Here is an 18,425-nt window from a genome sequence, read left to right as displayed (position 1 = left end):
CCGTCGTTCAGGTCGAGCGGTCGTCGAAGACGGGGCAGGGCGAACGGGCGCCTTGAATGCGCTCTGGAGATCGACCTGGGGCAGCCAGCGTCGGATCTGTAGGCTGCGATGCCGGGCAGTGTGGTCTTCCGTTGGGCCGGCATCAGCCCGCCGCACAGCCCGGCCCGTTCGTTGCTGGCCACCGCGTAGGCCAGGCACTCGGCGCGGGCGGGGCAGACGCCGCCGGGCGGCACTCCCACGGTTCAGCACCGACTCCGGCACGGAAGCGGAAAGACGACGCTGCACACCTACGGGCACGTGCGGCCCGACAGCGACGAGTCCGCACGAGCCGCCGGCGGTGCAGTTTTGGGCGGCTCGTGCGGACTCTGTGCGTACTACGACGTTGACCTGCGGGCGAACCCTAGGGCCAGCGGAAAGTGGGGCTCAGATGTCGTAGTACATCGCGAACTCGTGCGGGTGCGGGCGCAGGCGGATCGGGTCGATCTCGTTCTCCCGCTTGTACTCGATCCACGTCTCGATCAGGTCGGGCGTGAAGACGCCGCCGTCGATGAGGTACTCGTGGTCGACCTCGAGCCGGTCGAGGACGGCGTCCAGCGACGCGGGCACCTTGTCGATGCCCAGGGCCTCCTCGGGCGGCAGCTCGTAGAGGTCCTTGTCCACCGGGGCCGGCGGCTCGATCTTGTTCTTGATGCCGTCGAGGCCGGCCATCAGCATCGCCGAGAAGGCGAGGTACGGGTTGGCCGACGGGTCGGGCACCCGGAACTCGATGCGCTTGGCCTTGGGGTTGTCGCCGGAGATCGGGATGCGGCAGCAGGCCGAGCGGTTGCGGGCCGAGTACACCAGGTTGATCGGGGCCTCGTAGCCGGGCACCAGGCGGTGGTAGCTGTTCACCGTCGGGTTGGTGAACGCCAGCAGCGACGGGGCGTGGGCCAGCAGGCCCCCGATGTAGTGGCGGGCGGTGTCGGACAGCCCGGCGTAGCCGGTCTCGGCGTGGAAGAGCGGCTGCCCGTCCTTCCAGAGGCTCTGGTGGCAGTGCATGCCGGAGCCGTTGTCGCCGAACAGCGGCTTGGGCATGAAGGTGGCGGTCTTGCCGGCGGCCCAGGCGGTGTTCTTCACGACGTACTTGAAGAGCATCAGGCTGTCGGCCGAGCGCAGCAGCGTGTCGAACTTGTAGTTGATCTCCGCCTGACCGCCGGTACCCACCTCGTGGTGCCCGCGCTCGAGCTCGAGCCCCACACCGATGAGGTTCTGCATGATGTCGGCGCGCAGGTCGCTCTGCTGGTCGTAGGGCTCGACCGGGAAGTAGCCGCCCTTGGGGCGGGCCTTGTAGCCGCGGTTGGGCCCGACGCCGTTCTCGCCGGTCGGCGAGCCGGTGTTCCAGGAGCCCTCGACCGAGTCGATGTGGTAGTAGCCCTCGTTGATCCCCGTGTCGTAGCGGATCGAGTCGAAGACGTAGAACTCGGCCTCGGGGCCGAAGTACGCGGTGTCGGCGATGCCGCTGGCGGCCAGGTAGGCCTCCGCCTTCTTCGCCACGTTCCGCGGGTCGCGGCTGTAGGCCTCACGCGTGATCGGGTCGTGGATGAAGAAGTTGACGTTCAGCGTCTTGTGCTTGCGGAACGGGTCCACGAAAGCGCTGTTGGCGTCGGGCAGCAGCAGCATGTCCGACTCGTTGATCGCCTGGAACCCGCGGATCGAGGAGCCGTCGAAGCCGAGGCCCTCGCTGAAGGTGTCCTCGCCGAACGTCGACGCAGGGATGGTGAAGTGCTGCATGACGCCGGGCAGGTCGCAGAAGCGGACGTCGACGAATTCGACGTCGTTGTCGCGGATGTAGGCGGCGACCTCGTCGGGACTGGTGAACATCGATCCTCCGGGTGTGGGCGGACGGCTGAACGGCACGCTACGAGCGGGGAGTTGCCCCGCCGTGTCTCGAGTGTTTCGGGGCGGTAACAACGGCGTGGGCGTGTCGCAGGCCACGCGGCCCCCTGCAGGGCCCCACCGCGAGCGTGCGAGTGGTGGGGCCTGCAGTGGGTCCTCTTACTACGCTGGTGGTCATGGTCGGCGATGCCGGACAACCCTCTCAGGCTCCGGACCGGGGCGCCTCCCTGGGGTTGCCCTCCTCCGGGCCCGGCTCGCTGGCTCCCTTCAGCAGGCGCGTCGGCGGCTACGTCGTCGACGCGATCGGCTCGGCGGTGATCGCCTGGGCGATCACCGCCCCCTCCGGCCCGGGCAACTGGAGCCTCGTGGTGTTCGGCGTCCTCACCGTCGTCACCCTGGTGCTGTTCGGTCAGACGCCCGGGCACCGGGCGCTCGGCATGCGCCTGGCCCATCCCCGGCCGGGAGCGCGGCTGGCCCCGTGGCGCGCCGTCGTCCGGACGGCCCTGCTGATCCTGCTGGTGCCCGCCCTGCTGGTCGACGCCGACGGCCGCGGCCTGCACGACCGGCTCACCGGCACCGCCGTCGTCCTCGACTGAGGAGGCGCCCGCGCACTCGCGCCTCGCCGGGACGGCGAAAGGCCCCGTCCGAGTCGGACGGGGCCTTTCGGGCGAGCGGGTGGGGTCAGCGGCGGCGGACCTGGCGCTGGCTGACCGACATCTGGCGGCCACCGGGCAGCGGACCACCGGGGACCGGCATGCGCGGGCCGCCCAGCGCGCTCATCCGCCGGCCCAGCGAGTTGACCTCGGCGGCGCTGAGGTTGCGCGGCAGCTTCATGACGTGGGTGCTGAGCTTCTTGAGCGGCACCTGGCCCTCGTCGTCGCCGACGACCACGTCGTAGATCGGGGTGTCGCCGACCACGCGGGCGATCTTCTTCTTCTCCTGCGCGATCAGCCCGCGCACCCGGCCGGGGGAGCCCTCGCCGACGAGGATGATCCCCGGCCGGCCCAGCACCCGGTGCACGGCGTCCAGCTGCGGACTGCCGGCGACGCCGGAGCTGACCCGCCAGTCACCCCGCATGCCCTCGAGCACCCACGCGGCGGCACCGGGCTGGCCCTCCACCTGCCGGTAGGCCGAGCCCTGGGCGCGACGGCCGAACACGATCAGCGCGGCCAGGGCACCGGCGATCAGGGCCAGCGGGAGGACGATGAACGGCGCGCTGAGCAGGATGCCGATCAGCTCGACGACCGCGGCGACCGCGACGAACCAGATGAGCATGACCCAGGGCAGCTTCGGGTCGTTCTTCCGCGTCAGGCCGTAGGCCTGCTTGATCATGCGGCCCTGGTCGCGGATCTTCTTCAGCCGGCCTGCCTTGGGCCGGCCCTTCCTGTCCAGCTTCGGCGCCTTGCCGGAGGCGGAGGCGCCGGAGGCGGTGGCACCCGAGGTCCGGCTGCGCCCACCGTCCTTCGGGGCGCGCCCGGCGTTGCCGCGCGGAGCGGTGGGGTCAGAGGACTTGCTGCGTGCCATGGCCCCAGGATAGTGAAGGGATCCGCTGCTCCCCGCCACTCGCATGGTCGTGGCGGGCCGCTGCGGCGGATCGGGGCTCGATCTCAGACCTGCGGAGCGAGCTTCCGGGCCTCGATCGCCTGCTGGTAGAGCCGTCCGGCGCGGTAGGAACTGCGCACCAGCGGCCCGGCCAGGACGCCCGGGAAGCCGATCGCCTGCGCGTCCTCCTGGAACTGGACGAACTCCTCGGGCTTGACCCAGCGGACGACGGGGTGGTGCCGGGGGGAGGGGCGCAGGTACTGGGTGATGGTGAGCAGGTCGCAGCCGGCGTCGTGCAGCGCCTGCATGGTCTCGACGACCTCGTGCGGCTCCTCGCCCATGCCCAGGATCAGGTTGGACTTGGTGACCAGGCCCGCCTCACGGGCGGCGGTGATGACCGCCAGCGACCGCTCGAAGCGGAAGCCCGGGCGGATGCGCTTGAAGATCCGCGGCACCGTCTCGACGTTGTGCGCGAGGACCTCGGGCCGGGAGGAGAACACCTCGGCCAGCTGCGCGGGGTCGGCGTTGAAGTCGGGGATGAGCAGCTCGACGCCGCATCCCGGGAGGGCGGCGTGGATCTGGCGCACCGTCTCGGCGTAGAGCCAGGCCCCGCCGTCGGGCAGGTCGTCGCGGGCGACGCCGGTCACGGTGGCGTACTTGAGGCCCATCGTGGCGACGCTCTCCGCCACGCGCCGCGGCTCGTCGGCGTCGAAGTCGGCCGGCTTGCCGGTGTCGATCTGGCAGAAGTCGCACCGCCGGGTGCACTGGTCGCCCCCGATGAGGAAGGTGGCCTCCCGGTCCTCCCAGCACTCGTAGATGTTGGGGCAGCCGGCCTCTTCGCAGACGGTGTGCAGGCCTTCGCGGCGCACCAGCGACTTCAGCTCGGTGTACTCGGGGCCGGTCTTCAACCGGGTCTTGATCCACTCCGGCTTGCGCTCGATCGGCACCTGGCTGTTGCGCACCTCGAGGCGCAGCAGCTTGCGGCCGGCGGGCTCGATCCGGGAGTCCTGGACGGTGGTCGGCTCAGGGGTCCTCGGCGGTGCCTCGCTCATGATCCCCACCGTACTCGCGAAGACGCCGCAGCCCCCGTCGCGCCGGGCGACGGGGGCTGCGGCGTGCGAGCTGTTGCCGCTCAGACCTGCTTGTCGGCCGGCCCGGCGGTGGGGCCCTGGTCGGAGCCGCCGCCCGAGGTGAACGGCTGGGGCGCATCGGTGCCGTTCTCCGTCGCGGAGTCGGGACCGTCGCCCTCGACGAGCTGCGCGTCGCGGACGCCCATGTCGGACTCCGCCGGCGCCGAGTCGCTGGTCTGCGACGCGGTGGAGACGGTCTTGCCGGAGGTGCTGTCGGAACTGGGCACGGGGTCCTCTCGGTAGCTGGGCACCGGGCCGTCACCGGCCGGTGCGGGCGTCCACGCGTCGTCCTTCTTGCGACGGAGCAGGACGAACGCTGCAGTACCCGCTGCGAGCAGAGCGAACACCCACGGCCAGCGCCGGGGCTGCGGCTCCGCGCCTGCCCGCCGCCGGACCGTCGTCGCGGTGGCCAGCGCCGCCCTCTCGAAGTCACGGTGCTTCTTGCCGGCCGTCCTGCGGGCCTTCTTCGCGGCCCTCCGTGCCTTGCGGGTGGACTCCGCGGCCGCGGCGGCCAGCTCGGCGCGGCGGGCGTCCAGCTCGCTGCGCGCGCTGTCGACCCCCGCCACCAGGGTGCCGCGGGCGCTCTCCAGTGCGGGCGACACCACGTCGCGAGCCGCCACGACCCGTGGGGTCGTGTAGGCCAGGGCCGCGGCCTGCGCCGCGGTCAGCCGCGGACCGACGTCCTCCCTGAGCGCCTTCTGCGCCGCCTCCACCCGGGGGGCGAGGTCGGCTGCGGCCCGGTTCGCGGCCACCTGCGCCGACAGCACTGCGGCGGCGACCCTGGGCGCCGCGGCAGTGCGGGCCGCGTCGACCCGGGGGCCGAGGGCCTCGCGTGCCGCGTCGATCCGGGGGCCGAGAGCGTCGCGGGCGGCGCCGACCCGGGGGCCGAAGGCGTCCCGGGCCGCGTCCACCCGGGGGCCGAGGCTGTCACGGGCGGTGGCGACCGCCGGCGCGGCCACCGCCATGGCGGCGGCCACCTTCGGGGCGACGGCCCGCTGGGCCGCCCCCAGGGCCGGGCCCGCGGCCTCGCGGGCGGCCTCCACACGTGGAGCGAGCTGTTCGGCGGCGGCGCGACCTGCCTCGGTCACCGCCGTCCCCAGGTGGGCCAGGCCCTCCTGCACTTCGGCGCTGATGACCTCGCCGCGCGTCTTCTTGCGGAACACGAGCTGCACCTCCGAGTTGATCGTGTGGCGATCATCCTGCCCGGTCCGGCCGGTAAGCACACCCCGGGCCCGGCCGGGTGGGGGATCGGGCGTGGTCGGCGGTTACCGTCCGGCCGTGCAGCTGCGCATCTTCACCGAACCCCAGATGGGCGCGACCTACGACGACCTGCTGGCCGTCGCGCGCCGCACCGAGGAGACCGGCTTCGACGCCTTCTTCCGGTCCGACCACTACCTGACCATGGGCGGCGACGGCCTGCCCGGACCCACCGACGCGTGGATCACCCTCGCCGGGCTCGCCCGGGAGACCAGCCGGATCCGCCTCGGCACCCTCATGACCGCCGCCACGTTCCGGCTCCCCGGTCCGCTGGCGATCTCCGTCGCGCAGGTCGACCAGATGAGCGGGGGCCGGGTCGAGCTGGGCATCGGCTCCGGCTGGTTCGAGGCCGAGCACACCGCCTACGGCATCCCGTTCCCGCCGCTGGGGGAGCGGTTCGACCGGTACGAGGAGCAGCTGGCCGTGCTCACCGGGCTGTGGCGCACCCCGGTCGGCGGGACGTTCGACCACGACGGGGAGCACTACCAGCTGTCGGGTTCCCCGGCGCTGCCCAAGCCGGTTCAGGAGGGCGGCGTGCCGATCGTGGTCGGCGGCAGGGGGGCGAAGCGGACGCCGCGGCTCGCCGCGCGCTACGCCGGTGAGTTCAACGTGCCGTTCATGCCGGCCGCGGAGAACGCACGGCTCTTCGCCGGTGTCCGGGAGGCGTGCGACGAGGCGGGCCGCGACCCGGCGTCGCTGGTGTACAGCTCGGCGCTGGTGCTCTGCGTCGGCCGCGACGAGACCGAGCTCGCCCGCCGGGCCGCCGCGATCGGCCGGGACGTCGACGAGCTCCGGGAGAACGGCGTCGCCGGCACGCCCGCCGAGGCGGTCGAGACCCTCGGCCGCTACGCCGAGGCCGGCGCCGAGCGGGTGTACCTCCAGGTGCTGGACCTCGCCGACCTGGACCACCTGGACCTGGTGGCCGGCGAGGTGGCTCCGCAGCTCCGGTGAACCCGTGCCGGGCCAGCAGGCCGTCGTAGGCCGACCGGGGAGCAACTGGGCAGGAACTCGATCCGGTCGTCCTGAGCCGGCCGCTCAACTCGGCTGAGCGGGCTGCGACCCCGCCGAGCCGGCCGGCGCCGGGATGGCGTTCCCGTGGTCGAGCCACGCGCCGAAGGCTTCGGCGGTCATCCCCGGCCCCGGTGCCCGGAGCACCTGGCAGCCCAGCCGCCCCAGGACCGCGTCGGTGTGCCCGTCCACGCTGTCGACCACCACGGTGCCGCCCAGCGCGGTGGTCAGCGCGACGGTGTGGCCGACGACGAGGGAGGCGCCGGCGTCGGCGACCACGTCACGCACCAGTGCCGGGTCCAGGTGCAGCCGATCGGCCGGCAGGTCCCGCAGGCGGGTCAGCGCCAGGACTCCGGGGCCGTGGCCGTCGACCGCGGTGCCCACACCGCTGCGGCGCAGCGCGGCGAGCAGCGCGGCGACGTCCCCGGAGCCCGGAGCGCCGGTGCGCACCCGGACGACGAGAGCCGCCGGCGGCAGCCCCGTCCGGAACAGCTCGGCGGCGATCCGGTCGGGCAGGCGGGCCGGGTCGTCGTCCCCTGCGAAGAGGGTGAGCTGCACCGGGATCGGGTGGCGGGTCCACCAGCGGGCCACCGCGGCGACCGCGTCGGTCAGGACAGCCGTCCCGGCCGAATCGCCGTCGCCCGCACCGGCGACGGCGTCGGCGACCACCACCCGGCCGTCGGCGGCGAGGACCGGGCGGACCGTCAGCCCGCCGTTCCGCGGGCGCGGGACGGCGGGGCCGGGCGCTGCGGTGGCCGGACCGCCGGGGACGAAGCGCTGGACGCCGCCACCACCGGCCTTGGCCGCGTACATCGCCACGTCCGCGCAGCGGAGCAGGCCGCTGGCCTCGGTCGCGTGCTCCGGCGCCAGCGCGATGCCGATGCTCACCCCGACCTCCACCCGCACCCCGGCGATCTCGACGGGCCGGCGGATCAGCCCGGCGATCCGCTCGGCGCACTCGTCGGCGTCGGCCGGGTCCCCGCTGGGGAGGACCACGGCGAACTCGTCGCCCCCCAGCCGGGCCAGCAGGTCGGTCGGGCGCACCTCCGGCAGCAGCCGGGCCCCGAGCCGGCGCAGCAGTTCGTCCCCGGCCTCGTGACCCAGGCCGTCGTTACGGCCGCGACAGCGCCCCGGACCAGGCGCTTCTCCGGACGTCAGGTCGGGCGCCGCGCACGCGCGCACCCTGTCACGACGAGCCGGGATCGAGCCGGAGCGGGGACCGGACGCGCGGGCTCGGGGCGACGTCCAGGTGCTCGAGGGCAGCAGGGTGACGGCGAGGACGACCGCCCCCGCCGGCCCACCACGTGCCGTCCGGGCGGCCGACGAGGCCGGTGGCGCGCATGCCTACCGCGAGCAGGCAGGCGACCAGGAGCCGGCCGGTCGCGGGCATGCCCCCGAGCGGTGAGTCCTCGTCTGTTCGGGCCACGTCGGGGTCATCGGTCGCGGAACGGGAACGCGGGATACCGACGCCGCCGGTTCCCACCCGCACAGCGGAGCCGGCCCCGCGTCGGCACCGGGGCCGATCGTCCGCTGCCACCGCACGCGCAGGCGGTAGGCTCGGGCCCGTGACCAGGCGGCTCCTTCTTGCCCGGCCGTGCTGATCCCGCACTGATCGGAGAGCACGGCGACCCCTCCTGCGTGAGGGGTTTTTTGATGTCCGCCGCCGGCACGAGGAACCAGGAGCGCACCAGATGAGCCAGACGGCCAGCCAGACCGGCGCCGACCCCACGGGCGACGGCGTCCCCCCGCACCGGTACACCCCGGCGCTGGCCCAGCGCATCGAGCTGTCCTGGCAGGACCGCTGGAAGGCCGAGGGCACCTTCCACACGCCCAACCCGACCGGCCGGCTGAGCGCGGGCTTCGAGCGGGTCGCCGACCGGCCGAAGTACTTCGTGATGGACATGTTCCCGTACCCCTCGGGCGCGGGCCTGCACGTCGGCCACCCGCTGGGGTACCTGGGCACCGACGTCACCAGCCGGTTCCGCCGCATGGACGGCGACAACGTCCTGCACCCCATGGGCTACGACGCCTTCGGCCTGCCCGCCGAGCAGTACGCCGTCCAGACCGGGCAGCACCCGCGGATCACCACCGAGGCGAACATCGCCGCGATCCGGGCGCAGCTGCGCCGCCTGGGCGTCGACCACGACGACCGCCGCAGCTTCGCGACGATCGACCCGGGCTACTACAAGTGGACCCAGTGGATCTTCCTGCAGATCTTCGGGTCGTGGTTCGACGAGACCGCCGACGGCGGAAAGGGTCGGGCCCGGCCGATCGACGAGCTGGTCGCCGAGCTGGACGCCGGTACCCGGGAGCCGGCCCCCGGCACCAACCCGTCCGGCCGGCCGTGGGCCGAGCTGGCCGAGGCCGAGAAGGGCACCGTCGTCGACGCGCACCGGCTGGCCTACCTGCACGAGGCACCGGTCAACTGGTGCCCGGGCCTGGGCACCGTGCTCTCCAACGAGGAGGTCACGCCCGACGGGCGGTCCGAGCGCGGCAACTTCCCGGTGTTCCGGCGCCCGCTCAAGCAGTGGATGATGCGGATCACCGCCTACGCAGACCGGCTGCTGGCCGACCTGGACCGGCTGGACTGGTCGGACTCGCTCAAGCTGATGCAGCGCAACTGGATCGGCCGCTCGACCGGCGCCCGGGTCCGGTTCGCCGCCGGTGAAGATTCCATCGAGGTCTTCACCACCAGGCCGGACACGATCTTCGGCACCACCTACATGGTGCTGGCGCCCGAGCACCCGCTGGTCGCGACGCTGACGGCCGACGCGTGGCCGGACGGCGCCGACCCCCGCTGGACGGGCGGGGCGGCGACCCCGGCCGAGGCGGTGCGCACCTACCAGCGGCAGGCCTCCCGCCGCTCCGAGCTGGACCGCCAGGACGCCGGCCGGGAGAAGACCGGTGTGTGGCTGGGCGTCACCGCTGTCAACCCGGTGAACGGCCGGGAGCTGCCCGTCTTCATCGCCGACTACGTGCTGACCGGCTACGGCACGGGCGCGGTCATGGGCGTGCCGGGCGAGGACCCGCGCGACTGGGACTTCGCCGCGGCCTTCGGGCTGCCCGTCGTCCGCACCGTGCAGCCCACCGAGGGGTTCGAGGGCGGCGCCTTCACCGGCACCGGCCCGATGATCAACTCGGCCAACGACGAGATCTCGCTGGACGGTCTGGACAAGGCCACGGCGATCACGCGGATCACCGAGTGGCTGGTGGGCAAGGGCGCGGGCGAGGCGACCACCACCTACAAGCTGCGCGACTGGCTGTTCAGCCGGCAGCGCTACTGGGGTGAGCCGTTCCCGATCGTCTACGACGAGGACGACCGGCCGGTCGCCGTTCCGACGTCGATGCTGCCGGTGCTGCTGCCCGAGGTCGACGACTACTCGCCCAAGACCTTCGCCGACGACGACGCCGACTCCGCCCCGGAGCCGCCGCTGTCGCGGGCCACCGACTGGACGACGGTCGAACTGGACCTCGGCGACGGGCCGAAGAAGTATCGCCGCGAGACCAACACCATGCCCAACTGGGCCGGATCCTGCTGGTACTACCTGCGCTACCTGGACCCGGGCGACGACGAGCGGATGGTCGACCCCGAGCTCGAGCGCTACTGGATGGGACCGCGGGAGCCCGGCGACGTCGGCGGGGTCGACCTGTACGTCGGCGGCGTCGAGCACGCCGTCCTGCACCTGCTGTACGCCCGCTTCTGGCACAAGGTGCTGCACGACCTCGGCCACGTCTCCAGCGAGGAGCCGTTCCGCCGGCTGGTCAACCAGGGGTACATCTCGGCCTACGCCTACACCGACGAGCGGGGCTTCTACGTGCCCGCCGCCGACGTCGAGGAGAAGGACGGGCGCTTCTTCTACGAGGGCAACCCGGTCAACCGCGAGTACGGGAAGATCGGCAAGAGTCTCAAGAACATGGTCACGCCCGACGAGATGATCGGCGCCTACGGGGCCGACACCTTCCGGGTGTACGAGATGTCGACCGGTCCGCTGGAGCAGTCCCGGCCCTGGGAGACCAAGGCCGTCGTCGGCTCGCAGCGCCTGCTGCAGCGCATCTGGCGCGTCGTGGTCGACGAGGAGACCGGCGCCGTCCGCGCCTCCGAGGACGTCGCGCCCGACGACGGCACCCAGCGCGCCCTGCACCGGGCCCTGGCCGGCGTGCGGGACGGCTACACGACCCTGCGGTTCAACATCGCGATCGCCCGGATCACCGAGCTGACCAACCACCTGACGTCGGCCTTCGGGTCGTCGTCGCCGGTGCCGCGGCCGGTGGCCGAGGCCCTGGTGCTCATGGTCGCCCCACTGGCCCCGCACCTGGCCGAGGAGCTGTGGTCGCGGCTGGGCCACGAGGAGTCATCGGCGTGGACGGCCTTCCCCGAGGTCGAGGAGCGCTGGCTGGTCGAGGAGACCGTGCGAGTCGCGGTCCAGGTCAACGGCAAGGTGCGTGCGCAGGTGACCGTGCCCGCCGACGCGGACGCCGCGGCGCTGGAGGCGGCTGCCCGTGCCGACGAGAAGATCGCCGGCTACCTGGACGGCGCGACGATCCGCCGCGTCGTCGCCGTCCCCGGCCGCCTGGTCAACTTCGTCCTCGGCTGAGTCCGCCGTCCTCGGGTGGGGGGTGCGGCGAGGCTGCACCCCCACCCGGAGGAAGTTCTTCAGGTTCCCGCGTGCTTGCCGGCCTCCCAGCCCGCGTCCTGCAGGCGCTCGACGGCCCACGCCAGGGGTGAGCGCTCCAGCTGCGTAGCCATGGTGTCGTTCCACCGGTTGAGGAAACCGAAGTTGGCGATGACGGCGACGATCTCGACGACCTGCTCGTCGTCGAAGTGCCGGCGCAGTTCGGCCATCTCGTCGTCGGTCACGGCATTGGGCGTCGACCCGGCGCCACGGGCCACCCGCAGGGCGGCTCGCTCGGCCTCCGTGAAGAGGGGGCTGAACTCGAACTCCCAGACCGCGGCCAGCTTGCCCGCGTCGGCGCCCCGCTTCTCGGCCACGTGGGAGGTGTGGGCCTGGCAGTACGCGCAGCCGGCGGCGCCGGAGACGACGGTCGCGACCAGCTGCTTGAGCACGCCGCCGACCGTGCCGTCGGCCATGACCACCGCGTTGAGGCGGGCGAAGGCCTCCATGATCTCGGGTCGGCGAGCCATGGTGAGCGTGCTGTTGGGCAGGACGCCCAGCGCGGACTCCACGGCGCGGAAGGTGTCCTCGTACTGCGGCAGCGACTCGCGCGGCAGCGGCTCGATCCTGGGCACGCTCGGCCTCCTCGGGTGGGGGGCGATTACCTTAGCGGTGAGGGAATCCGGATCGTCTTCCGGCCGTGCCCAGACGGCTAGCGCGCCGCTGCGGCCCCGCCGCCGGCGAGGACCGCGCACATCGCGTCCTCGACCGGCCGCAGCGCGTCGGCCACCGACACATCACGGGCGGTCTCCGCCGACAGCGAGGTCACGCCGGCGTCGGGGATGCCGCAGGGCACGATGGCCCCGAAGGCGCCCAGGTCGGGATCGCAGTTGAGGGCGAACCCGTGCATCGTCACGCCGCGGGCGACCCGGATGCCGATCGCGGCCACCTTGCGCTCGGGGCGGAACCCGCTGCCGGGGGCGTCGGCCGGCAGCCAGACCCCGCTGCGTCCCTCGACCCGCCCGGCGGTCACCCCGAATCCGGCGCAGACGTCGATCAGCGCGGCCTCCAGCCGCCGGACGTAGGCCAGGACGTCGACCGGGTCGGGCAGCGCGACGATCGGGTACCCGACCAGCTGGCCCGGGCCGTGCCAGGTGATCTTGCCGCCGCGGTCGACGTCGACGACCGGGGTGCCGTCCATCGGCCGCTCGTGCGGCTCGGTGCGGCGGCCGGCCGTGTACACCGAGGGGTGCTCCAGCAGGAGCAGCGTGTCGGGGACCTCACCGGCCACCCGCTGCGCGTGCAACTCGCGCTGCCACGCCCAGGCCTCCTCGTAGGGAACGGTCCCGGCGTGCACCACGCGCAGCTCAGCCACGGGCCCAGCCTAAGAGCTCATTTCAGAACGGCGAGTTAGCCATGGCAGATCGGGGCCGCCTCCGACATTGCGAACTCAGCCGGTAGATGCTGTCCGAGCGCCGCCGGTGAACGGCACATAGACGGTTGCAGTGAACACCGCTCGGTGATGCACATACCGGGCGCCACCCCGCCGTGCGCAGCCGCCTTGTCAGGCCCTTTCGGAGTTGTGTTCTCGGCGACCTTGCCCAGCAGCAGTCGCCCGCAGCGGGCAGGCTGGTCCCCGGCGGCCGTGACGGCGAGACCGGAGGCAGAAGTGAGCAGGTCAGAAGGGCTGCGCGGGCGGATCGCGCTGGTGACCGGTGGCAGCAGCGGCCTGGGACGAGCAACGGCTCTGGCCCTGGCTGCAGACGGCGCCGACGTCGCGGTACTGGCCCGCGGGTCCACCGATCTGGACCAGACGGCCGAGCAGGTCCGGGCCCGTGGAGTGCGAGCGAGCGCAACGGTGGTGGATCTCGCCGATGCCGATGCGATCGAGCGAGCCGTAGGCCAGGTGCGCGCCGAACTGGGCCGCGTCGACGTCTTGGTCAACGCGGCCGGGACAGACGTGCCTGGTCCGGTGGCCGAGCTCGACGTCGCAGCCTGGGACAGGGTGCTCGCGGTGAATCTGCGCGCGTCGTTCTTGCTGGCCAAGGCGGTCTGGCCGGACATGCGCGAGAACGGCGGCGGAACCATCGTCAACGTGTCCTCGGTGGCTGGCCGGCGCGGCTGGGCGGATGCCGCGGCCTACTGCTCCGCCAAGTTCGGTCTCACCGGCCTCACCCAAGCACTCGCGGCCGAGGGCAAGCCGCACCGCATCCGCGCCTGCGTGCTTTATCCCGGCGCCATGGACACGAGCTGGGGCGTTTGGTCACCGGAGGATCGGACCGGCTCTGCTGAGCCGACCCTGCCCGCCGACGCATTGGCTCCCGATCAGGTCGCCCGCCTGATCAGCTGGATCGCCGCCGCCCCGCCGGACGTGGTGCTCAACGAGGTCACCGTCACCCCACTGCTCGAGCAGGGATGGCCGTAGGGCTGCCAGCGTGCACGGGTAGCCCTACGGCTCGTCCACACGACTGGACGAGCCAAGTCCAAGTTTCTGGCAGCTGACCCTTCCAACAGGTCATCCCACAAGGACCGGAAGTCGTCGGTAGCAGATCAGGGCACAGGCCAGGTGCAGGAGGCCGAGATGGATGTCGGCGCGGCGTTCGTAGCGGGTGCGTAGCCGCTTGAGGGCGTGCAGCCAGGCGAAGCCGCGCTCGACGACCCAGCGGGTGCGGCCCAGACCGGAGCCGTGCGCGATGCCGCGGCGGGCGATGCGCGGCGTGATGCCCCGGTCTCGCAGGATCCGCCGGTACTTGTCGTGGTCGTAGCGGCGGTCGGCGTAGACCTCGCGCGGTCTGCGACGCGGCCGCCCGCGGCGGACCCGGATGGGGGGCACCGCATCCAGCAGCGGGATGAGCTGGGTGATGTCGTTGCGGTTGCCGCCGGTGAGGGTGACTGCCAGCGGGATGCCGCCGGCGTCGCAGATCAGGTGGTGTTTGGAGCCAGGACGACCGCGGTCAACCGGCGAGGGCCCGACGTGGTCCCCCCTTTGAGCGCCCGGACGTGAGAGCTGTCCACGGCGCACCGGTCCAGACCCAGATGGTCGCTGGCACGCAGCTCGGCCAGCAAAGCCTGGTGCAGCGCCCGCCAGACGCCGGCCTCGGTCCAGTCCCGCAGCCGCCGCCAGCAGGTCACACCCGAGCAACCGACGAGCCCGGTGCGCAGCTGGTTCCAAGAAATTCCGGTCTTGAGCATGAACACGATGCCGGCCAGCGCGGCACGGTCATCGACCGGCCGACGCCCCGGATGACGATGCCGGCGCGGCTTCGGCGCCGGCAGCAGCGGCCACACCCGTTCCCACACTCCGTCGGGCACCAGTTCCTCGACCACCAGAACAGCCTCTGCGTGTCGCCCGCCGACCAGAGGAGGGGCGCCGGTCATTCTGAAACCAGTTCTAAGCCCGCGCTACGCCAGGCGGCGCGGCTCGAGCCGGGTCTCCACCGCGGTGCTCCCCGGCCCGCGTTCCACCCGGTAGCCCGCCGCCCGGGGGCGGTCGGACACCACCTCGACCAGCCCGGTGCCCCGGTAGACCAGCCCGGCGCCGTCGTCGGTGGCGTGCCCGCCGGGGAGCGTGCCGTCGGCCACCAGCCGGCGCTGCCCCTCGAAGTCGACGTGGACGCCGTTGGACGTCGGGATGAGGCCGAGGCCGTTGGTCACCGGCCGCAGGTCGGGCCCGTAGGAGTCGGTGGTGCCGCCGACGTGCCAGCACAGCGAGCCCGCGGAGACCCCGGCGAGCACGACGCCGGCCGCCCACGTCTCCCGGGACACCTCGTCCAGCCCGTGCACCCGCCAGACCGCCAGCAGGTTGGCCACACTGCCGCCCCCGACCCACACCACGTCCTGGGCTAGCAGGTGCGCCCGCACGTCGGCCACCGTGGGCATCGGGAACAGGCTCAGGTGGCTGACCCGCACCGCACTGCCGGCGAAGGCGCCGTAGACGCCGGCGACCCGTGCCGGGTCGTCGCCGGTCGCCGTCCCCAGGTAGCACAGCCGCGGCCGGTCGGGTGCCCCGGCGAGCTCGATGGCCAGGTCGAAGACCGGACCGGGGCGCCAGCCGTAGGGGCCGCGGCCGCGGGAGGCGAAGCCCATGCTGGTGGCCAGGATCGTGGGGGCGGTCGCGGGCATCAGGCGGCGCTCCGGTCATCGCTGCCGGCGGTCGGCCGCAGCGCGGGCAGAACGACGCGCGCCGCCCGTGCGCCGTCCTGCGCGCGCCGGGTGGAACGGGATGTCCCGGTGGTCGCCGGCCTCGGGCCGCTGCGGCATCGACACGGCTCGACGGTAGCCGGAGCCGGCGTCCGCGGACCGCGCCCCCGGGCCGGAGCCTGTGGACAGCGCCGGCGCGGGCGGGTCGGTTCGCCCTACGGTCCCCGTCATGTCCGCCGTCCCACCCTGCGGCCCCGGTGCCGCACCGCCGCCGGCCGTCCCCGGCTACTCCCTCGAGGCGCTCCTCGGCAGGGGCGCGTCCGGCGAGGTGTGGCGGGCCGTTCCGCGGAGGGGTGGGGAGCCGGTCGCGGTGAAGGTGCTGGTGGCCGGCGACCCGGAGCGGCAGGCCCGCGAGGCCGCCCTGCTGGGCGAGCTGGACCACCCGCACCTGGTGCGGCTGCACGAGGTGGTCCACCAACCGCGCCGTGGCGGGGCGCCGCGGGTCGCGCTCGTGCTCGACCTCCTCGCCGGGGGCAGCCTGGCCGACCTGCTCGGGCGGCGCGGGCGGCTGCGCCCGGGCGAGGTGGTCACCGCGATCGCGCCGGTGGCGGCGGCGCTGGCGCACGCCCACGACCACGGCGTGGTCCACGGCGATCTCTCCCCGGGCAACGTCGTCTTCACCGCCGAGGGGCGTCCGGTCCTCACCGACCTCGGTGTCGCCCGCGTGCTCGGCGAGACGGCGGCCGCCGAGGTCACCTTCGCCTACGTCGACCCGGTCGTGGCCCGCGGGGGCGCACCCGGCCCCGCGTCCGACGTCTTCGGGGTGGCGGCCGCCGCCTTCCACGCGCTGACCGGCATCGCGCCGTGGAACGCCGCGACCCCCGCCGACACCCTCGCCGTGGCGGCGGACGGCCACCTCCCCGACCTGGCCGAGCTCGCACCGGACGCCCCGGCCGAGCTGGTGGGGGTCATCCGCCGCGGGCTGTCGGCCGATCCGCACGACCGGGGGAGCGCGACGGCGTTCGCGCGGGACTTGCGGCACGCCTGCCGGCCGGAGCCGGTGGCGCTGTCGGCCGGGACGCGAGCGGGTGCGGGTGCGGGTGGCCGCCCCGACGCGCGCACCGATCTCACCCACGTCGTGCCGGGCCGCCGCCCCCGGCCGGCGCCGGTCGTCGTCGAGGCGCCGGCCCGGGGCCGCCGGCGCGCCCGGCGCCCGGGCACCGCGACGGGTCCGCTCGCCCGCGGGTTGTTGGTCGCCGCCCTGGTGGTGGCGGCGTTGGCCGTCACGGCGTGGGCCGGCACCCGCTGGGGTGAGGGCGCCGACGCGCCGGGCACCGCGACGACGGCGACCGTCGCCACCCAGCCTCCTCCGGGCACCGCTTCACCCGAACCCCCCGCGCCCCCCGCGCCCCCCGCGCCTCCCGCGCCTCCCGCGACCGTCGTGGCCGGCGGGCTGCCGGAGACTGCAGCGCCGGACGGCCCGGACGAGTGGCGCGTCCTCGTGGCCGAGCTGTACGCGCGGCGGGCGGAGGGGCTCAGCGGCACCCCGGCCCGGCTGAGCGACGTCTATCCCGCGGGCAGCCCGCTGCTGGCCGCCGACGAAGAGCACGCGCGGCGGCTGGCCGCCGCGGGGGAGACGCTCGGCGGGTTCGCCCCGGCCGTCGTCGAACTCACCGTCACCGAGGCCTCGCCCGACCGGGCCGAGCTCCTGCTCACCGACCGGTGGCCCGACTACCGCGTGCTGGCGGCGGACGACCCGGCCGGCGTCCCGCTGCGCACGGTGACCGGACGGCCCGACGCCGAGGTGCGCATGGTCCTGGTGCGTACCACCGCCGGCTGGCGTATCGAGCAGGCCGAGCGGGTGGGCTGAGCCGGCTCAGGGGCGGGCGATCGCCGCCCGGAGGGCGGCGGCGAGATCGGTATCCGCGAACCGATAACCGGAGTCCTCCAAGCGGGTGGGAAGGGCGCGCTGGCCACCCACGACGTTGACACGACCGAAGTCGCGGAGCGCGACGGTCAGGGGGAATCCGGGAACGGGCAGCACCGTGGGGCGGTGAAGTACCTCCCCGAGTACCTGGGTGAATTCGGCATTGGTCACAGGCGTCGGCGAGGTCAGGTTCACCGGTCCGGAGACGTCCGCGGTCAGCAGGTGCCGCATGGCCCCGATCTGGTCAGCCAGGGAGATCCAGGGCCAGTACTGGCGACCCGAACCGATCCGGCCGCCGAGCGCGAGACGAAAGATCGGCCCGACGACCTGCATGAGCGGTCCGTCGGGCGCCAGCACCAAGCCCGTGCGCAGCAGGGCCACCCGTACGCCTGCTTCGGCTGCCGGCGCGGTGGCGCCTTCCCACTCCACGCACAGGTGAGCCATGAAGCCATCGCCTGGCGGATCGTCCTCGGTGACCACGCGGTCGCCGGTGTCCCCGTAGAAGCTGACCCCCGAGCCGGAGAGCAGAACCCGCCGCCGCTCCGGCTCCTCGACAGCAGCGGCGGACAGGGCGGCGCTGATTGTCGCCGTGCTGTCCACCCGGCTGGCGAGCATGCGCTGCTCGTATGAGCGGGTCCAGACGCGAGGTTTCATGGAGGCCCCGGCCAGGTTCACCACGCCGTCGACGTCGCGCAGGATTGACGGATCGATCCTGCGGTGCTGCGGATCCCAGCGGTGCTCGTCGCCTGTCTGGGGCGTACGCCGCACCAGCCGGATCACCTCGTGACCGTCGGACCGCAGCGCGGGCACCAGGACACTGCCGAGGACGCCGGACGAACCTGTGACCGCGATCTTCATGCCAGCTCCCCTCTCCACCCGGTGGACGCACCTGCCGGCCCGCGGCAGGGCGCCGGGGCCGGCAGGCGTGATGGA

General features: G+C 73.6%; 15 protein-coding genes. 5 read left to right on the top strand and 10 right to left on the bottom strand.

All coding sequences use genetic code 11. From position 1 onward, the window contains the following. Window positions 1-423 precede the first annotated feature (423 nt). Window positions 424-1,860, bottom strand: coding sequence for a type I glutamate--ammonia ligase (glnA, locus tag ACI791_RS00610; RefSeq protein WP_347060178.1), 1,437 nt, complete (start codon window positions 1,858-1,860; stop codon window positions 424-426). Between the two features lie 191 nt (window positions 1,861-2,051). Here glnA and ACI791_RS00605 point away from each other — a divergent pair, with 191 nt between their 5' ends. After that, window positions 2,052-2,471 (top strand): RDD family protein, encoded by a 420-nt coding sequence (locus tag ACI791_RS00605; protein WP_456584263.1) that lies wholly within the window; start codon window positions 2,052-2,054, stop codon window positions 2,469-2,471. Between the two features lie 85 nt (window positions 2,472-2,556). On the opposite strand, the gene ACI791_RS00600 is transcribed toward ACI791_RS00605, so the two are convergent. The 3 genes from ACI791_RS00600 to ACI791_RS00590 form a co-directional block, all read right to left on the bottom strand. Continuing rightward, window positions 2,557-3,399: a DUF4191 domain-containing protein gene (locus tag ACI791_RS00600; protein ID WP_456584262.1), complete on the bottom strand. Its 843-nt coding sequence runs from the start codon at window positions 3,397-3,399 to the stop codon at window positions 2,557-2,559. An 83-nt stretch (window positions 3,400-3,482) separates the two neighbouring features. After that, the gene (gene lipA / locus ACI791_RS00595; RefSeq protein WP_456584261.1) at window positions 3,483-4,469 is read right to left on the bottom strand and encodes a lipoyl synthase; all 987 of its coding nucleotides are present in this window, start codon (window positions 4,467-4,469) and stop codon (window positions 3,483-3,485) included. Between the two features lie 80 nt (window positions 4,470-4,549). Continuing rightward, window positions 4,550-5,710 (bottom strand): hypothetical protein, encoded by a 1,161-nt coding sequence (locus ACI791_RS00590; protein ID WP_456584260.1) that lies wholly within the window; start codon window positions 5,708-5,710, stop codon window positions 4,550-4,552. A 115-nt stretch (window positions 5,711-5,825) separates the two neighbouring features. Between ACI791_RS00590 and ACI791_RS00585 the strand changes: the two genes are divergently transcribed. Then, complete coding sequence (locus tag ACI791_RS00585; RefSeq protein ID WP_456584259.1) at window positions 5,826-6,755, top strand: LLM class F420-dependent oxidoreductase; 930 nt, start codon at window positions 5,826-5,828, stop codon at window positions 6,753-6,755. 84 nt (window positions 6,756-6,839) lie between these two features. Here ACI791_RS00585 and ACI791_RS00580 read toward each other — a convergent pair whose 3' ends face one another. Continuing rightward, window positions 6,840-7,994, bottom strand: a complete 1,155-nt coding sequence (locus ACI791_RS00580; RefSeq protein WP_456584258.1) for a diguanylate cyclase domain-containing protein — start codon at window positions 7,992-7,994, stop codon at window positions 6,840-6,842. Between the two features lie 509 nt (window positions 7,995-8,503). On the opposite strand from ACI791_RS00580, the gene leuS reads away from it, so the two are divergent. After that, the gene (gene leuS, locus ACI791_RS00575; RefSeq protein ID WP_456584257.1) at window positions 8,504-11,407 is read left to right on the top strand and encodes a leucine--tRNA ligase; all 2,904 of its coding nucleotides are present in this window, start codon (window positions 8,504-8,506) and stop codon (window positions 11,405-11,407) included. Between the two features lie 59 nt (window positions 11,408-11,466). Here leuS and ACI791_RS00570 read toward each other — a convergent pair whose 3' ends face one another. Next, window positions 11,467-12,060, bottom strand: a complete 594-nt coding sequence (locus tag ACI791_RS00570; RefSeq protein WP_456584256.1) for a carboxymuconolactone decarboxylase family protein — start codon at window positions 12,058-12,060, stop codon at window positions 11,467-11,469. Window positions 12,061-12,137: 77 nt separating this feature from the next. After that, entirely contained in the window at window positions 12,138-12,800 is a 663-nt protein-coding gene (lipB, locus tag ACI791_RS00565) for a lipoyl(octanoyl) transferase LipB (protein WP_456584255.1), read from the bottom strand. A gap of 294 nt (window positions 12,801-13,094) precedes the next feature. On the opposite strand from lipB, the gene ACI791_RS00560 reads away from it, so the two are divergent. Next, on the top strand, window positions 13,095-13,850 hold the full coding sequence (locus tag ACI791_RS00560) for an SDR family oxidoreductase (protein WP_456584254.1): 756 nt from the start codon (window positions 13,095-13,097) through the stop codon (window positions 13,848-13,850). A gap of 90 nt (window positions 13,851-13,940) precedes the next feature. Here the strand turns inward: ACI791_RS00560 and ACI791_RS00555 are convergent. Together ACI791_RS00555 and ACI791_RS00550 are read right to left on the bottom strand one after the other, a co-directional pair. Next, window positions 13,941-14,752, bottom strand: a protein-coding gene (locus tag ACI791_RS00555) for an IS5 family transposase (RefSeq protein WP_456584805.1) whose coding sequence is annotated in 2 segments (ribosomal slippage) — window positions 13,941-14,413 and window positions 14,413-14,752 — 813 coding nt in all. Because the reading frame shifts where the segments join, the coding sequence is not laid out codon by codon here. Window positions 14,753-14,827: 75 nt separating this feature from the next. Further along, window positions 14,828-15,547: a Type 1 glutamine amidotransferase-like domain-containing protein gene (locus ACI791_RS00550; RefSeq protein ID WP_456584253.1), complete on the bottom strand. Its 720-nt coding sequence runs from the start codon at window positions 15,545-15,547 to the stop codon at window positions 14,828-14,830. Window positions 15,548-15,794: 247 nt separating this feature from the next. Here ACI791_RS00550 and ACI791_RS00545 point away from each other — a divergent pair, with 247 nt between their 5' ends. Beyond that, on the top strand, window positions 15,795-17,435 hold the full coding sequence (locus ACI791_RS00545; protein WP_456584252.1) for a serine/threonine-protein kinase: 1,641 nt from the start codon (window positions 15,795-15,797) through the stop codon (window positions 17,433-17,435). Between the two features lie 6 nt (window positions 17,436-17,441). On the opposite strand, the gene ACI791_RS00540 is transcribed toward ACI791_RS00545, so the two are convergent. Next, window positions 17,442-18,350, bottom strand: coding sequence for a TIGR01777 family oxidoreductase (locus tag ACI791_RS00540; protein ID WP_456584251.1), 909 nt, complete (start codon window positions 18,348-18,350; stop codon window positions 17,442-17,444). Window positions 18,351-18,425 lie beyond the last annotated feature (75 nt).

It is taken from the genome of Blastococcus sp. SYSU DS0973 (genome assembly GCF_054051055.1).
Note: the sequence above shows the minus strand (reverse complement) of the source record. Positions and strands in the feature narration are given on the sequence as shown.